The sequence below is a fragment of the Alkaliphilus hydrothermalis genome (assembly GCF_016908555.1).
Lineage (GTDB): Bacteria > Bacillota > Clostridia > Peptostreptococcales > Natronincolaceae > Alkaliphilus > Alkaliphilus hydrothermalis.
In genome coordinates, this window is the sequence record NZ_JAFBEE010000006.1 from 129,658 (window position 1) to 147,306 (window position 17,649).

At 40.5% G+C, this 17,649-nt stretch carries 6 protein-coding genes; all 6 read left to right on the forward strand.

Going from position 1 to position 17,649, the window contains the following annotated elements; all coding sequences use genetic code 11:
- The first annotated feature begins 9 nt into the window (after positions 1-9).
- On the forward strand, positions 10-5,910 hold the full coding sequence (locus tag JOC73_RS06490) for an IPT/TIG domain-containing protein (RefSeq protein ID WP_204401348.1): 5,901 nt from the start codon (positions 10-12) through the stop codon (positions 5,908-5,910).
- 213 nt (positions 5,911-6,123) lie between these two features.
- A complete protein-coding gene (locus JOC73_RS06495) occupies positions 6,124-8,931 on the forward strand; it encodes an S-layer homology domain-containing protein (RefSeq protein ID WP_204401350.1) in 2,808 nt (935 codons plus the stop codon).
- Between the two features lie 16 nt (positions 8,932-8,947).
- Positions 8,948-10,423, forward strand: a complete 1,476-nt coding sequence (locus tag JOC73_RS06500; protein WP_204401352.1) for an S-layer homology domain-containing protein — start codon at positions 8,948-8,950, stop codon at positions 10,421-10,423.
- Positions 10,424-10,473: 50 nt separating this feature from the next.
- Positions 10,474-11,583 carry a S41 family peptidase gene (locus JOC73_RS06505; protein ID WP_204401354.1) on the forward strand — a complete coding sequence of 370 codons (1,110 nt, stop codon included), beginning with the start codon at positions 10,474-10,476 and terminating at the stop codon, positions 11,581-11,583.
- A 281-nt stretch (positions 11,584-11,864) separates the two neighbouring features.
- The gene (locus JOC73_RS06510; RefSeq protein ID WP_204401356.1) at positions 11,865-13,472 is read left to right on the forward strand and encodes a CTP synthase; all 1,608 of its coding nucleotides are present in this window, start codon (positions 11,865-11,867) and stop codon (positions 13,470-13,472) included.
- A gap of 620 nt (positions 13,473-14,092) precedes the next feature.
- Entirely contained in the window at positions 14,093-17,452 is a 3,360-nt protein-coding gene (locus JOC73_RS06515; RefSeq protein ID WP_204401358.1) for a beta strand repeat-containing protein, read from the forward strand.
- Positions 17,453-17,649 lie beyond the last annotated feature (197 nt).

Here is a 17,649-nt window from a genome sequence, read left to right on the forward strand (position 1 = left end):
GGCCAGCTTATGAGAAAGAAAATAGCACTAATAATTTTTATTACAATGATTTTTAATCTCTTTTACAATCATATACCCATCAATCCGGTATATGCAGCAGGAGAGCCTGTGGTAATTAATAAGATTACCATTAAGGAGGAGGCTGAAGTCGTCAATGGACAACTAAAGACCAACTATCAAGTAATTTTCAATGGTTTTCCTATGACGGATATAGATGCAATTCATGTCGTTCAAGGGGGCGTTATCAAGAAAACCCTACCAAAGGAAGAATTGCTGCTCATCAATAGTGGTAATCTTGCTTATGTACCCGATGGGGGAGGACAAAGTATAGAGAGTATTTTTGGTGCCACGGGTACAGTGTACTTTAGGGTAGTGAGACAAGGGGTTACCTATCCTGAGGATCCCTTAAAGCCCTTTGAGCTTCCAAACAACACCTTTAACTTCATGAAAGTTGATACCATTAACAACATGAGTCCCGCGTCTTGGCCGATTACAGTTATTAAGGGTACAGATTTTTCGATTGAAGGAACCCATTTTGATACAGCATACAAGCTGGGAATTACAACAGGCTTAACAGTTACCAACATAGTAGATTACGATGTATCGGCGGATCAAAGACAGATTGTTATTAGCACTGATACTGTAAACATAGATGCCGGGAATAATCAAAACCTAGTATTTGAAAAAAATAGTGGGAGCAATGTCGAGCTTAGATATGTTGTGAAAAAAGGGATTAATGTAGCGAATCCGCTGGATTTAAACAACGTGTCCATCACTCCTCTAGAGGGGACTCAAGGAAGTATTTTAAGAATTAAAGCAGACAATACAACTGCCCTACTGGATAGTGGGACAAAGGTATACATAGGAGAGAAAGAAGCCGTCAGAAACACAGGGGGCTTTAGTAATGGAACCTTTACCTACAACGAAGGAGGAATCTTAAAAACAGGATTGGAGGTAGTGGTACCAAAGCTAGATTCAGGAGGGCCCAAACCCATCGTGATTAAAAACTACTTTGGAGACACTTATACCCACAATCAAGATTTTACTTATGTAGTGGCTGAGGGGTCTGTATTGGAGGTTATTGATATTGACCCAGCAAAGGCCTTTACAAATGAAGAAAAGGTTGTAGAGCATTTAAGGGTTAGAAACATTGTCCCCCTCAATAATATCAAGGGGATTAAACACTCTGCAGATGTTGCCGCCCTAGAAGAAGGGACTGCTAACCTAAGATATTTTACAGAGATTGATCCAAAGGCCAAGTATATACGATATACCTTATCCAACGGAGATTATGTGGAAAGAAAAATCAGTGTGATGATTGGTTTGCCGGCTAATATTACAAGCCTACCCCTGACTTCCCTACAGGATATAACAACCTTGAGCTTAAAGACCGATAAGGTAAGCCAGGCGGGGAAATATGTGGTCTCTGTAAGAACTGAAACCGTCCACTATAAACTAACTGGACCAGACATCACAGAGCTTTATTATGTTGTCGAAGAAGCCCCCTACGCTTCCCAGTCAAAGGTGTGGTTTGAGTTCCAACCGGATATCTCAACCCCCGACATCGTAAAACTCATTCCAAACAAGGGGCCCTTTACAGAAGATATTACTGCAACCCTTGAGGGAACTAACTTTAGAGTAGAAAGTATTGACGGAGAGCGTTATTATCCCATGATTATCATTGGTAGTGATAACGTAGGGGTTGCCGGTGAGCGATATAAAATCATCACAAAGAACCAACAAGGTAAAACAATTTACTATTTCAGTGATCGATCAGATGGAACAAATTTAGGGGTAGCCACGGAAGCACCCTTTGACTTTCAGGTATTAACCTCCAACAACATCCCTGTAGATGGACAGGCCATCAAGTCGGGTACAAAGATTAAGTTCACTATTCCTAAAGGATTTACCCTATACAATGGCTATGCCAACGTAATTGTATATAACCCAAGCCCCTTAGGTGTATTGGGTGGGCGAGATCGAGAGGACAATGCATTTGAGTACGTTAGTCCCGATGCAGGAACAATCTTGACACCCACCATTACCTCTGTTACCCCCGATAAAGTAGCAGTGGGGAAACCTCAAGAGGTGGTGGTGAAGGGAACCAATTTCCAACCAGGGGCTGTTGTCACCATTGATGGAGAGGTAATCCAAAATAGAGCCATTGACGTAGCTAAGGGGACCATTACCTTTAATTCTCCAAATGGAAGGGTTGGCAGGACCTATCTACAGGTTATTAATCCCGATGGAGGATTTGTATCTGCACCCTTTGAGTTTATCCAAACCTTCAGTCAACCAATCATTCAGAAGGTTATCCCAAATGTAGGGGGTAAAGGAAGCTTAGTGATCATTAAAGGAACAGGTTTCTTTACACCCAACCCCAGCGCCCAGACGGAGGCCTACCAAATTGGTACAACCGTAAGGATTGACGGAAAGGACGTCAACAGACAGTATTTTAGAGTCGGAGACCTACCAACTGGAGATCTTGAGTTTAGGGATTTTATCAATGATTATTTTGTAGGGGAAGAACAGGCCATCTATGGACCAAATGGTGAAATACTAAAAACCTATGGCAGTAACGTGGCTGTAGTGGACAATGAAACCATCTATATGATTGTTCCAGATCCAAAGCTACCAGAAAAATCCTTCTTTATGAATGCCCCATTAGATATTAAGGTTGTCAACCCAGACTTAGGGAGCCATGAAATTAAAAAAGGTTTTAAATTTATTGACGTAGTAACACGTCCTAAAATTAATGAGCTTGACCCTGCGATAGGAGACTATAGGGGGGGGAATATTGTAGAGATTCGAGGAGAGAACTTCTACGAAAATGTAAAGGTATTCTTTGGTACCCAGCAGGCTCAAGTATATAGAAGAAGTAATAATGCTAAATTAATATGGGTATACGTTCCTGCCTATGGGGAGGATATGGAAAGTAGAAATGAAGTGACGGTACCTGTAACCGTACAAAACAGTGATGGGGGCTCCTTTACCCTCTACAACGGATATAAATATGTCAACCCAGGATATGATGCAACCATTACAAAGCTTACCCCAAAGGTAGGGAATACAGCAGGGGGAGATCGGGTTCTCATTTCTGGAATCAGCTTTAGAGCAAAGGATTTTGGAACAGGTACACAGGAGTTGCCTTCCGTTTACTTTGGAGGGATTAAAGTACCAAAGGAAAATATCACTTTTGTATTACCTCCAAAGGCAACCTATGAAGAAATAGAAACCTCCGACATGATCATTGTGGAAAGCACCCCACCACACCCTGCTGGGAAGGCGGACGTCACAGTGATTAACTTTGACGGAGCAACAGCCACAATGAAAAATGCTTTTGAATATAAATCAAAGCAGCCCGTTATTGATCAAGTATTACCAAACCAAGGAAGTCGTCTTGGGGGAAGCGAGATTACAATAGTGGGAAAAGACTTTGTTTCAAATGGCCTCCATGTAGCCTTCGGGGATGAAATGGGTAAAGCTGATATTTTATCGGGACAGGCTACTGTCAAGGTGGGGGACGTTATTGTCAGATACAATGCCTATGTGGAGGATTACAACATCACCCTTTACTACAAAGAGGCAGTAGATGGAAACCAATTGATGGTTAAGAAAGAGGGGTTACCGGACCCCACAAATCAATTTAAGATTATAGAAGAAGAAGAATTCATCATTGTCACGGTACCATGGAAGGATGTAGACCCTATTACTGGAGACATGGCGGATGAAAACATTAAAATAGAAGTTAAGGATAGTGACTTAGTTGTGACTAGAAGACTAGGGATTATCAAAAAAGTAGAGGGGGAAGAGCGGATCACCCTATCCACGCCACCAGCTGCAGAGGTAGGAAAGAAGGAACTGAAGGTATTTAACTATGATGGAAAGTTTGCTAAATCTGACTTTACCTTTACAAATCCCTTTAGACCACCGGTGATTACAAATATGATTCCAGTCTCTACTCAATCAGTAGATGAAATTAATGGAGTGACCTATAATCCAGCTATCAACATTGATGTGGCATCGGCGTCACCTGTGGGGGGCTCACCTTTAATCATAGAGGGTGAAAACTTCCGTTCAGGAGTTAAAGTCTTTATTGGAGACAAAGAAGCCACCATCAAATCAAAGAGCGCCAATGATGATGAGATCATTGTGATTGTCCCAGAGGCTGACGACAACACAGTAGGGACATTCCTTCGAATACTAGTGGTGAATCAAGATGGGGGAGCGGCCTACGGAGACTTTGTTCCGCCGGACCAAACTAGAAACCCCTTCTACTTCAAATATGTACCGGAGGGAAGTAGTCCAAAGGTTACGGCTGTTACCCCAGGGGCAGGACCTGTTACGGGGGGGACCAAGGTAACCATCAAGGGCTCAGAGTTTAAAGACCAAGATACCTTTGGTAATCCAAAGGAGGTAATGGTGTTAATAGGAGGTATTCCAGTACCTCAAACTGATATATCTTATGTTAATCCCCAAACCCTTGAGATAATCATGCCAGAGGGGAAGGTTGGAAAGCAAACTATCGAGGTGATAAACTATGACCACGGTAGGGGTATTGCACCTGATATCTTTACTTATATTAGCCAACCTCAAATAGTAACAGTAGCACCCAATAAGATTTTTACTAATGATACGGAATCTGTAGTTACCCTAAGCGGTTCAATGTTCCAACAGGGGGCAAAGATCTTCATCGGAGGGACTTTAGTACCAGAGAATGAGGTAAAGCAGGGACAGGAAATCAAAGCAACAGGAATCCGTGGAGTAGATGCCAACGGGAACAATAGAAAGATGGTGATTGTTGGGGGGACAGAAGCCGCCAGCGTTGTCGTAGAGGATGAAAATACCATTAAGGTTACCTTCAACGAAGCCACAAATCTTCACAATAGTCATTTGATTATCCTCAATCCAGACGGAGGACTTTCATCAGAGTACAAGGACTTTAATTATATGATTCCAGTTCCCACAAGACCATTGGTGTTGGAGGGAATACCAGGGGCAGAGTCTTCTGTAAAGCTAGTCTGGAGTGCTTCAAATCCAGACCTATTAAACAAAGCTGAGCGTTACGAGATCTATGGTAAGAAATTTGGAGCAGGTAAATATACCCTGATTGGGGACACCCGTAATGCAGAGTTTTTAGTAAAGGGGCTTCAACCCAACACCAGCTATAGCTTTATGGTAAGGGCCCTCAATAAATATGGTAGTGCATTGGAATTTGCAGAAGTGACAGTCAGAACCTTCAACGAGAGGGAAGACCAGCAGCTGAAGGATAAAAATGAAGCGATTAAGGAAGAAAACAATCATCAAGCTAAAAATGGAAAAGTAGAAATCTTTGATGGTAACGTAATACGGACCATAGGAAAGGATGAAATTAAGTCCGGTAGTAGTCCCTATGTCATTGATTTCTCCCTAGCCCAATACAAGCAGCAGACCAAGTATACGGTTTCAATTCCAGTGGAGACAATGCAAATACTGTTTAGGGAAATTACCATTACCGATGGACAAATGAGCTTCACCCTTTATCCAAGGGATCTATATACGAGGGAGGTTAGCCAAATCTCCAATAAAGACCTCAAGGATGCCCATGTGAAGATTAACGTGGAACGACTAACAGGCCAAAGAGCTACATCCCTTTTTACAGCAATTAATCGAAGTAAAAAGAGGGCATCTGAAGCCTATGAGGTCACCTTTCAGCTACAGGTGGGAAGAAATGCCTCAGAGATTGGAAGTATGATGAAGCCAGGGGAATTCAGTATGAAATTTGACCCTATGGCCTATTCTTCAGCCAATAAAAATAAATTATTCATTGGACAGTATCAATCCTCCAGCCACAGCTTTACAAAAGTGGCGGCAGGACAAAAATCCAGCCTACAACAGAGGGGGATATACGTACTTTTATCAGAACGTTAATCCAGTTGAAAAACCATGATCTTCTTCGACGCGGCAGGAACACAGCACCCTTACGTATTTTTAGATACGCTGCCTTCGCTGTGTACCCTTGCTCCTTGAGTCTAAAGGCTTTTGAACAGGATGACAGGATAACAGAATAACCTAATGTATTTTTTAATAAACTAGGGGGAGAATATATCTCTCCTTACACTTTAAAGATTGGAGAGAAAACCAATGGAGAACAAGCTTAAAAAAACCTACAGCTTAATATTGGCGATCCTATTACTCCTTCAACTAATTCCTCCAATTTCCTATGGAATAGAAGGATATACATCCCACCCTGTATATAATGGAGTGGAAAATCCTCAAGATCAATTAAAGAACTTCCACTATAGTGATATTTCAGGCCATTGGGGAACAGTACCAATACTGGAAATGGCGGGGCTTTCTTTAATGAGGGGGGTAGCTCCAAGCCGCTTTAGACCAAATAGTTCCTTGACCTATGTAGAAGCCTTGACGGTGTTGGTAAGGGCCATAGGTAAGGAAGCTGAGGCTCAGCAATTAGGGGAGTTGCAGGCACCTGCAAATGTACGAAGCCTACTGTTATTGAGTGCCGTCCACAACTGGGGGAAGGGTGCAGTACAGGTGGCAGTAAATGAAGGGATTATCACCAACGAAGAAATTAATCAAATCATTAATTTAACGCCACAGGAACAAGAAAATTTAGAAAATCAATTGGAAAGGCAATTGGCCCGTTTTCAAAATGGTGGATATTCAGGGGAAGAGATTGCTGAGATTGAAAGACAAGTAAAGGAAAAGTTAGAAAATGCAGTATGGAATCGTCCAGTTCCCCGTCAGCAGGTGGCTGTATGGGTGGCGAGGGCATTAAAGCTTCAAGGAATCTATGGAGATAAAATTGTCAAAACCTATGGTTTCGATGATTGGGAGCAAATAGACACCGAAAAAATTCCTTTAATAGAAGCAGTTTTAAATCAAAATATTATGACGGGGATTACTCCCAATACCTTCGCACCAAGGGACGAGTTTACTAGAGTACAGATGGCGCAAGTAATGTTTAATGTGGGAGAAGCATTCCTAGTACAAAGGGGAATCACCCAGAAGATTGGTCGAGTCATGGAAATCGAAGAGATAATACAGCAGCAACAGGCAAATGAAATCAAAAAGAGGGTCTACACCATCTTAAACCAAGACAATAGTCAAAACTACCTCACATCTGATGCAGGAAGGGATTTCTTAGTTCAGAAGGAAGGGGGGCTATCCTTATCCTCCCTACTGGAACAGGGGGATGTCATCTATTACTTTATTAATCCCCAGCAGGAAATCATTTATGCTAGGGTCGTTCCTACAAAAATTACAAAAATAGAGGGCTTTATAGATTTGGTGGATGTAGACAACAATCGCTTTGCCATGACGGATTTTGATGGCAAAAAGCACTTGATGGAGCTACCGGCCTTCACTGAAGTGATGGTTAATGGCGTACCAGCAAGCTTAGAGGATTTAATCTATGGGCAAGAGGTAAAAGCAACCCTCAGACAGGGGATGGTGGTATCCATCGAAGCCTATTTGGAGGAAGACCCATACCTCCACGGATATATTCCTCCTGGAAGCAAAACAAAAGTAGGGGATGTATTATTGATTAGTTCCACTGAAATAGAACTACAGGTAGAAGGGGAACGGGAAAAGTACAGAATCCTACCTACCACTATCGTTACTAGAAATGATCAGCATGCTAAACTCTTTGAAGTAAAGGAAGGGGACAGGGTCATTTTATCCTTCGATGATATATACAGTGCCGACATTGCCAGCATCAAAGTGGAGGATGACGAAAGACACATCACCAATATATATCGAGGTAAGCTGGAATACGTAAGTGAACGAAATAAGGAAATGATTATTAATTCTATTTCAGAGTATCAAGGGGCTACGTGGAATCCCCACCCACAGCAGAAGATTTCAATAAAGGTGGAAGGGGATATTTACCTAGGTGGAAACCAGATTACCTTAAAGGAACTGTCTGGACAAACGGGTAAGGAACTTTATGTAGCAGTAGAAAACAGCTATGGCACCCAAAGGGCAGCTAAGGTATTGGTAAAGGAGGGGTCAACCATCCTTTATGAAAACAAGGTGACGGGGCTTCAATTTGGAAACAGTCGAATGGTGGTGGAGAACAACACCATATCCTTTAATGAAGGAACCATAGTAGTCCAAAATAACCGACTGGTGGATATCCTCAACCTAGAAAATCAGCAAAGTATTTATTTAGCCGCAGACCTCAACCAAGGCAGAAGAAATGCAACATTTATTTCTATAGAATATGATGGAATGATGGATGACCGTATCGACGGAACCCGTCTTGTGGTATATAGGGGTAGAATTGAAGATTTAGGAGACTATAGCCTAACCCTTGGACGACTGGCATATCAGTTGGATTACTTAAAGCTAGAAAATCACCAGTGGGGGGAAATTGCTAGACCACAAAAACTCACCATGACAGAAGACACCTATGTTTTTGATAGTGAAATTCAAAAGGAAGTACCTACTGGGTATTTCTTAAATTCAAGGTTCATTGACCCAAATCAGATACAAGATTTAGATTTAAGAACCCGTATTAAAAACAATCATTACATAGGAAAAAGTGCCTTTATCATTGCTAGAGAAACCACCCTTCAAGGGGAAACAACAGCTGAAATATTGGGAATCAATTTAACACCAAATCACTTCAACTATTATCACATATTAAATACCGACCATAGTGCAATAGGAGAAATCGCAGAGGTGGATTTAGACGCCAATGAAATGACCATCACAAACCTTCGTCACTGGAACACCCTATCAAGCCGTTGGGAATCAGTACGAACACAAGAGGTTGTTTCCATGGAGAAGGCAACAATCCTTGTCAATGACAAGCCCATTAGTCGAGAAGAATTTTATCAGTTGAAGCAACGGGCAAAGGTCTATATCATCAAGAGCAAAGCCTCAGCCACCCATGATGATGCCTATATTGTCGTTGTAGAACAATAGAAGGGAGAGGAAATACATGAATAAAAAATTAATCATCATTATGTCCCTCTTCCTCGCTTTAACCTTTAGCCTCAGCAGCTTTGCTTTGGAAATTCCGGGTTATGAGGGGGGCATCAAAAATGAAATGATCTATCAAGAGGTCATCTTCATTACAGGAGAGCCCATTCTTTTAACAGGGACAATCGATATAAGAAAGACAGAAAGATCCAATAGAGTAACAGAGAGGTATACCTACAAGCTGGCAAATCCCCAGCATGAAGCAGAGCTTAGTCGGACTGTTAGTATCGACAACGATATGACCATCAATGGCGGACAAAAGCAGGAGGTACTTTCCCTTAATAGCTACAAGGAAACCATTGAGGTGAAGGGACAGAAATTTGAAGTTGATAATAACAACATTCAATGGAGTAAGTCCAACATCCAAGATACAAAGCCGGGAGTGATTTACTTTGCCGGCAACTGGGATGCAAGAAAGAACTACACCATCAATAAGGATGAAGGAAATGTCATCGTCGAAACAAAAGGTACAGTAGTGGGCTATGATCAATATTGGGGAGAAACCGAGACCCAAACCCTACAGCATTTTATCCAATACAATAAAGAGGGGGAAACTCCCCTACGATGGCAGGGGACAGCAACGGTGGAGGCGGTTCATAATCGGACCAAAGACTATACCTACGAAGCCAATGCCCCTTCCCAGATCAGCTTTAGGGGAGGATACCTGCTGACGGAGCAACAGGAAAATATACTAAAATACAGCTATGACCTTCCACGATTTACAGATGACGGTACCCTAAAGAGTCAAAGAAATACTGGGGTAAAAAGCTTGAGTCTAGATACCAATCCCTTAAATAAGCGTCTCAATATACCGCAAATGAAGGATATTGGAGGTCACTGGGCAGAGGGAAACATTCTCCTGATGGCAAGCCTAGAGGCTGTGTATCCCAACAGCAATTACTTTGGACCATCCCTACCGATGTCTAGGGGGGATTTTGCCAGAGCAGTGGCGATGGTGATGGGGATCGTGCCAGAAGAAGAAACACCCCAACGGACCCGAAGCATTCAGACACAAAAAGAAGAGGATAAAATCTTCCTTGATGTCAGCAGTCAAGACCCAAACCAAAAGTATATAAAAGAAGTGAAGGATAAGGGGATTATGGTGGGGCCTGGAGAGGGTAAATTTCTACCAAATCAAACCCTAACAAAGGCTGAGGCAACAGCAATTATTGTCAGATTGTTGGGATTTGAAAACATGGCTCCTTTACAAAATTACAACACGGGATTTAGAGATGATGCAAATATTCCGAAATGGGCCAAATCTTCAATCTACGTGGCAAAGGAATTATCACTAGTAGGTGGAACAACAGATGGCTACTTTCAAGCCACAAAGCCCATGACAAAGGCTGAGGCAGTGACGATGCTAACTAATCTCATCCGCTATTTACAGAAGGAGCTCCGCTATGATTATCGGGAGAGAATTATAAATTATTAGGAATAGAATAGAAGATGCAAGGCTAACACCTAAAAAGAGGAGGAATAGAGATGAAAAATCGGGGTTTTTTAGTAATGATGATGGTCCTTTTAATGGCCATCACACCATTTACAGCTGAGGCCTACACATCAACAATGTCACCGGAAATGATGCAAAGTCTCAAACAGTTTATTGCAGACAACTATGTGGATGATATTACTGTAGAGGAACTGACAGGGGATACACCAGAAGAAATATTTGAACACTTAGATGAACACAGTCAATATTTTGATCCTGAGACCTTTGGATTATTTATGGAGAGATTAACAGGGGAATATGTCGGTATCGGAGCTTACATTGATGAAGTGGATGGAGGATTTATTCTTGACCCAATGGAGGACTCCCCCAGCTGGAGGGCAGGAATAAAGTCAGGGGATGAAATCATCAGTATAGATGGCGAAAATGTTGAAGGTATGGATTTTGAAGAGCTTGTTGGCAAAATCAGGGGAGATGTCGGGACAAAGATTACCCTTGGAATAAAAAGAGATGGTCATGAGGGGGTTATGAAAATCACCTTCGAGAGGGACTATATTACCTACAAAGTTGTTTTTTCTGAAATCATTGATGACATTGGCTACCTTACTATTTTAGAGTTTAATCAGCACACCTATGATGATACCGTCAAGGCTTTGAAGGAGTTTCAAAAGAATGGGATTGATAAAATCATTATCGATTTAAGAAACAACCCAGGAGGATCCTTGGATCAGGTGGTAGCGATAGCAAGACTATTAGTAAAAAAAGGCCCAATTCTCCACGTGAACCAGCAGGACACAACAGTTACCTATATGTCTTCTTTATCAAAGCCCTTCTTCAATAACATTGTTGTATTGGTTAATGAATACAGTGCCAGTGCTTCTGAGGTATTGGCGGCTGCAATACAAGACTCCAAATCAGGTATCATTGTTGGACAAAACACCTATGGCAAGGGCTCTGTTCAAACGATTTACTACCTACCCGATGGTGACGGCATGAAGATAACAGAAGCCCGTTATCTATCTCCAAATAAGCGGGTGATTGATGGCATTGGTGTAAAACCAGACTATAAGGTGATAGAAAGGCTGCAGTTGGATTTTGCATTTGCTTACCTTGGAAAAATAGATAATAATAAGGAAGTAAAATAAAAGTGATATTTAACGTAATGTTTGTTGACATGCTATTTTTAAATAGGATACAATAATATGGTTGTTTGCACCCGAAAAGGGTGCCTTTAAGAGAGGTCACCCTTTTCAGGGGACCTCTCACTTTTTTTGGAAATTTTTATAATTATTAATCAAGGAAAATGTAAAGACTTATAAATAGAGTCTATATTTATTTTAATTATTCATTCTTAATTACTCACCATTAATTATTAATTCTTAATTATTCATTATTAACTATTTTATTATGAAAGGATGGTTTTTGTATGCCAACAAAGTATATTTTCGTAACGGGCGGGGTTGTCTCATCCCTAGGGAAGGGGATTACCGCTGCATCATTGGGACAACTATTAAAAAGTAGAGGACTAAAGGTTTCTATTCAAAAGTTTGACCCCTACATAAACATTGACCCAGGTACCATGAGCCCCTATCAGCATGGGGAGGTATTCGTAACCGAAGACGGAGCTGAGACTGATTTAGATTTAGGTCACTATGAGCGATTTATTGACATCAATCTCAACAAAAACAGTAATGTTACCTCTGGTAAGGTATATTGGTCTGTCATCTCTAAGGAAAGAAAGGGGGATTATTTAGGTGGAACCGTACAGGTGATTCCCCATATTACCAATGAGATAAAGGAAAGACTATGCCGAGGGGCAAGGGAAGGCAATTTTGATGTGGTCATTACAGAGATCGGTGGAACTGTAGGGGATATAGAAAGTCTCCCCTTTCTAGAGGCAATCCGTCAAATGAAATATGATGTGGGGACAGAAAACGTTATGTACGTTCATGTTACATTGGTCCCCTACTTAGGAAAAGCGAGGGAGCTAAAGACGAAGCCCACCCAGCACAGTGTAAAGGAGCTTAGGAGCATCGGGATTCAGCCAGATGTCATCGTTTGCCGTACCGAAGAACCCCTTTCTCAAGAAATGAAGGACAAGATTGGTCTATTTTGCAATCTAGATGCCAATAGGGTAGTCCAAAATCTCGATGCAGAAAGTCTTTATGAAGTACCCCTAATGCTACAGCAGGAAGGACTGGATCAAATGGCGGTGGAACGTCTAGACCTACAGGCAGGAGAGGCCAAGCTGGATATATGGAAGGAAATCGTGAAGAAGCATAAGAATCCTACTAGAACAGTGAAAATTGCTTTAGTGGGTAAATATGTGGAGTTGAGGGATGCCTACCTTTCAGTATCGGAGGCCTTGACCCATGGGGGAATTCATAACGATGCAAATGTAGATATAGACTGGATACATTCTGCAGATGTAACAGAAGAAAATGTAAATAGCCTATTAAAAGAAGCTGATGGTATATTAATCCCGGGAGGATTCGGTGATCGTGGTGTAGAAGGAAAGATATCTGCCATCAAATACGCTAGGGAGAATAAAGTCCCCCTATTTGGCATTTGCCTTGGAATGCAGCTGGCGGTGGTGGAGTTTGCCCGAAATGTATTGGGGCTAAAGGATGCCCATAGTGCTGAATTAAATCCCCAGACTACAAATCCAGTGATTGCATTAATGGCAGAACAGCAGGATGTAGCGGATATGGGGGGCACCATGAGATTGGGACTTTATCCCTGTAAGCTAGACCCAAGCTCAAAGGCTAGAGAATCCTATGGAGAGGATTTAGTCTATGAAAGACATAGACATCGTTATGAGTTTAATAATTATTTTAGGGATAAGGTGACAGAAGCAGGAATGATCATCAGTGGTGTATCTCCTGACGAAAGATTAGTAGAAATCGTAGAGATAAAGGATCATCCGTGGTTTGTCTGTGGACAATTCCACCCAGAATTTAAGTCAAGACCCACTAGACCCCATCCTTTGTTTAGGGACTTTATAAAAGCAGCGATTAAAAATAAAGAAAGTTAGAATAAAAAAACTGAAAAAATAGAAAAAATGAAGCCTGCTATTGACAAGATAGCAGGTTTTTGAATATTATTATAAAGCAACCTTTAAAAAACGGAAAAATATTCTAATATTTGATTAACATGTGTTTGATATGGACAAGATTAGGCTATACAGTAAATATGGACTAATTTAAAAAAAACACATAAAATATCAAACAAAAAAAAGGAATTTTTTCCTAAGCACCGAATACTTATTAAGGGGACATGAAAGACGGATTCCTTTTCCGTCTGTCATATAGGTGCAAACAATTTGTAATATTACTGTAATGGTAATTGACCTTCTCACAGTGTATAATGTTTTAAGTAGGGATTGCAATTATAGCTTTGAGGGGAAACGATGTTACAGTTATATTACAATCTCACCCCACGCATTGACCAAGCAACTGGGTCAGTGTATAATTTCAAATATAGAGGGCGGATACAATATGAAAAATCCGCATCTATAAAATTTTAAGGTATGGTTGGTTCTACAGAAGAGGGTTACAACCATCGCCTCATCTTAACTCACTTCAGAAAAATAAACAGAAAAAAAAGGAGGAAGACATACTGAAAAAGGTTCTTTCATTAGTACTTGTATTATCAATGGTACTAGGAAGCTTTGGATTTGCTTTCGCTAATGAGACAGAAATGTCAGCTGGTGAAAGATTAGAAGTAATGGGTTTACTTAAGGGCGACAATGGTGACTTAATGTTAACTCAAAACTTAAAGAGACAAGAAATGATCGTAATGTTAGCTAGATTATTAGGCCAAGAGGAAGAAGCTGAGAACTATCCTCTAGCTACTAACTTCACAGACGTAAGAGGAGACTACTACGGAGCTGTGATCGGTTGGGCACAAGCTGAAGGTTACACAACTGGTTTAGGTGATGGAACTTTCGGATTTGACCAAGAGTTAACAGTAGCTCAAACAATCACTTTCCTTCTAAGAGCATTAGGTTATGAAACTACTTATGCTTGGGATAACCGCGCTACACTAGCTGTAGAATTAGGTTTCGTAGCAGAAGGAGCTGACTTAACAGCTAAGGCTGCAAGAGGATTCATGGCTGAATTAACAGTTGCAGCTCTTTATATGACTCCAGTAGATGGAGAAACTGCACTTGGAACTGTATTAGGATATGATGGTTTCGAGCCTGTAGTTGAAGAACCAGTAGTGTTAGCAGTTAAATCTGTTAACTCTATAAGCCAAACAACAGTTCATGTTGGATTAGAAGAAGCTATTACAGTTGCTCCTGCTTCAACAGAATTCGTAGTTAAAGATGCTGCTGGTACAGAAGTAGCAGTAACTTCTACAGGACTTAAGACTGCTGGAGAAGTTGTTGTTTTAACAACTGACGAAATGAGTGCAAATGCTGTGTATACTTTAACGTATAACGGTGTGGACTACAAGTTCGTAACAATCGCTAATGAAACTACAAAACCACAATTAACAAGTGCAGTAGCTTTAACAAACACAACTGTTAAAGTAACATTCACTGAAAATGTAGATGAAAATGCTCTGAATATTGCAAACTATGCAATTGAAGGATTACAAATTCTTGCTGCAGAGTATGATGTAGATGTAAATAATAGTCCTATTAAGACATCTATCGTTTTAACAACTGCAACTCAAACTCAAGGAACAATCTACAAACTTGTTGTTACAAATGTAACTGACATGGTAGGTAATGTAATTAATGCTGACAATGATGAAGCCCAATTCGGTGGTTTAGCTGCAGATACAACTAAGCCTCAATTAACATCAGCTGTAGCATTAACTAACACAACTATCCAATTAACTTTCAACGAAAATATGGATGAATTAACTGCTGAAAACATTGCAAACTATGCAATTGAAGGATTACAAATTCTTTCAGCTGAAAGACAAACTAATAAGGCAGTAGTTGTTCTTACAACTGTTGAACAAACTCAAGGTACTATCTACAAAGTAGTAGTAACTAACGTAACTGATGCTTCTGGTAACATAATCAACGCTGATAATGATGAAGCTCAATTCGGTGGTTTAGCTGCAGATACAACTAAGCCTCAATTAGCATCTGCAGTAGGTTTAACTAACACAAGTGTTAGATTAACTTTCAATGAAAACATGAATAAAGAAACTATTGAAAATATTGCAAACTACGCTATTGAAGGATTAACAGTAGTGGCAGCTAAGCAAGATTCTACTAACAAAGCAATTGTTGAATTAACAACTTCTGCTCAAGTTCAAGGAACTATCTATAAAGTAGTAGTTACAAACGTAACAGATGTATCTGGAAACGTAATTAACACTGACAATGATGAGTTCTCATTTGGTGGTTTAGCAACAGATACTACTAAGCCTACAGTTGTTTCTGCTGTTGCAGGTTCTGCTACAACTGTAAAAGTAACATTCTCTGAAATTATGGATGACGTAACAGCTAAGCAAGCGTACAACTACTATTTAGGAACTGAACTTGGTTACCCATCAGCTGTTGCTAAAGACACAGTAGTAACTAATGGAACAGTTTGGGTATTAACTACTAAGACACAAGAATCTAAAGTATACACTGTTGATGTAACTGGTATTAAAGATAAGAGTGGTAACGTAGTTGACGAAGATAATGATACAGCAACATTTGGTGGTTTAGGAACTGCTGATACAACAGCACCTAAAGTATCTTCAGCTGTAGCATTAAACAAGCAAGAAATTAAGATTACATTCAACGAAAAGATTGATGCTGCAACTGTAGCTAATACAGACTTTGCTTTCGCAGTATTATCAGGAACAGAAACAGCTACTACAAGAGTAGGGGTTGTTGGTACTCCTGACGCAGTAGTTGTTGCTAGCGACAAAATGTCTGCAACTGTAGCTTTCCAAACAGCTGAATTAACTTCAGGTGTAATCTACAGAGTAACAGTAGCTACTATTAATGATGCAAATGGTGTTGCGATTGCAGCAGCTAACCATACTGCTGACTTTGCTGGAATTAATGCAGCTAACGAAGCACCAAAAGTAACATCAATTATCGCTATTGATAATAGAACACTTAAGGTAACTTTCAGTGAGAAAGTAACTGGAGCTCAAAACTTAGTATTTGCTGACTTTAACTTCTCACCTGCTTATGCTGGAGCATTAAATGATGCAGTATTAGCAACTGATGGAATGTCTGCAACTTACTACTTCGATAACTCAGCTACATTTACTGCTGGTACAGTATATACAGTTCAAATCTTAAATACTGGTGTAGCTAAGATTACTGATCAATTCGCATTAGATACACTTGCTACTAAGACAGGTCAAACTTATGCAGAAGCTAACTTTGCTGGTGTATCTTCAGCTCCTGCAGCAGTAAAAATTGCAGCTGTAACTGCAGTTGATACAAACACTATTGATATTACATTCAATAAAGAAATCGGACTTAACTCAACTATCAATACAGGATTAATCGAAGCAATTAACTTATCAAATGGTTCTGTATTCAATAACTCTACTATTCAATTAGTAAGATTAGAAGGAACAGACAATAACAAAGTAAGAGTATTCTTCGATGTAGATAATACATTATTTACAGCAGGAAACTTATACCAAGTTAAACTTGTAGAAGCGCAAATCGTAGATAACAACGGAACTGCAATGTTAGCAGCTAACGATAGTGCAGTATTTGCTGCAGTATCAACTGCTAATCCAGCACCTAAGATGGTTAATGCTTCGCATGCTACTGCTACAACAGTAAAAGTAACATTCAGTGAAGCAATCGTGTTAAATGATAGTTTCAACCACTTCACATTAAGCGCAGGAAATGTTACTGCTGCATCTGTAAGTGCAGATGGTAAGACTGTAACATTAACAGTAGATAGTTTACCTGCACAAGGTACTCTAGTAACTGTAACAGCTGCTGCTACAGCAGGACCAGCAGACATTACTGATGAAGCTGGTGTTGCAAACACTGACTACACTAAGACTGTTCAATTTGTTGTTCAGTAATAACTAAAATACTAACCACTAAAACCCTTTTGAGAGTTCTCTCAAAAGGGTTTTTTTAGGGTGCGCCCAGCATGGGCGTGAACTTGCTGGTGAAAGTCCAGCACGGGGGCTGGTAGTGCCAACCGTTAGCCAAGAGCAAGGGTGTCCATCGCGAGGTGGAATCTGAAGGAAGCTGGAGGCAAAGCACCGAACCGAGG

Coding starts and splice junctions, on each gene's coding strand:
- JOC73_RS06490 (WP_204401348.1), top strand. CDS start 10: ATGAGAAAGAAAATAGCACTAATAATTTTTATTACAATGATTTTTAAT.
- JOC73_RS06495 (WP_204401350.1), top strand. CDS start 6,124: ATGGAGAACAAGCTTAAAAAAACCTACAGCTTAATATTGGCGATCCTA.
- JOC73_RS06500 (WP_204401352.1), top strand. CDS start 8,948: ATGAATAAAAAATTAATCATCATTATGTCCCTCTTCCTCGCTTTAACC.
- JOC73_RS06505 (WP_204401354.1), top strand. CDS start 10,474: ATGAAAAATCGGGGTTTTTTAGTAATGATGATGGTCCTTTTAATGGCC.
- JOC73_RS06510 (WP_204401356.1), top strand. CDS start 11,865: ATGCCAACAAAGTATATTTTCGTAACGGGCGGGGTTGTCTCATCCCTA.
- JOC73_RS06515 (WP_204401358.1), top strand. CDS start 14,093: ATGGTACTAGGAAGCTTTGGATTTGCTTTCGCTAATGAGACAGAAATG.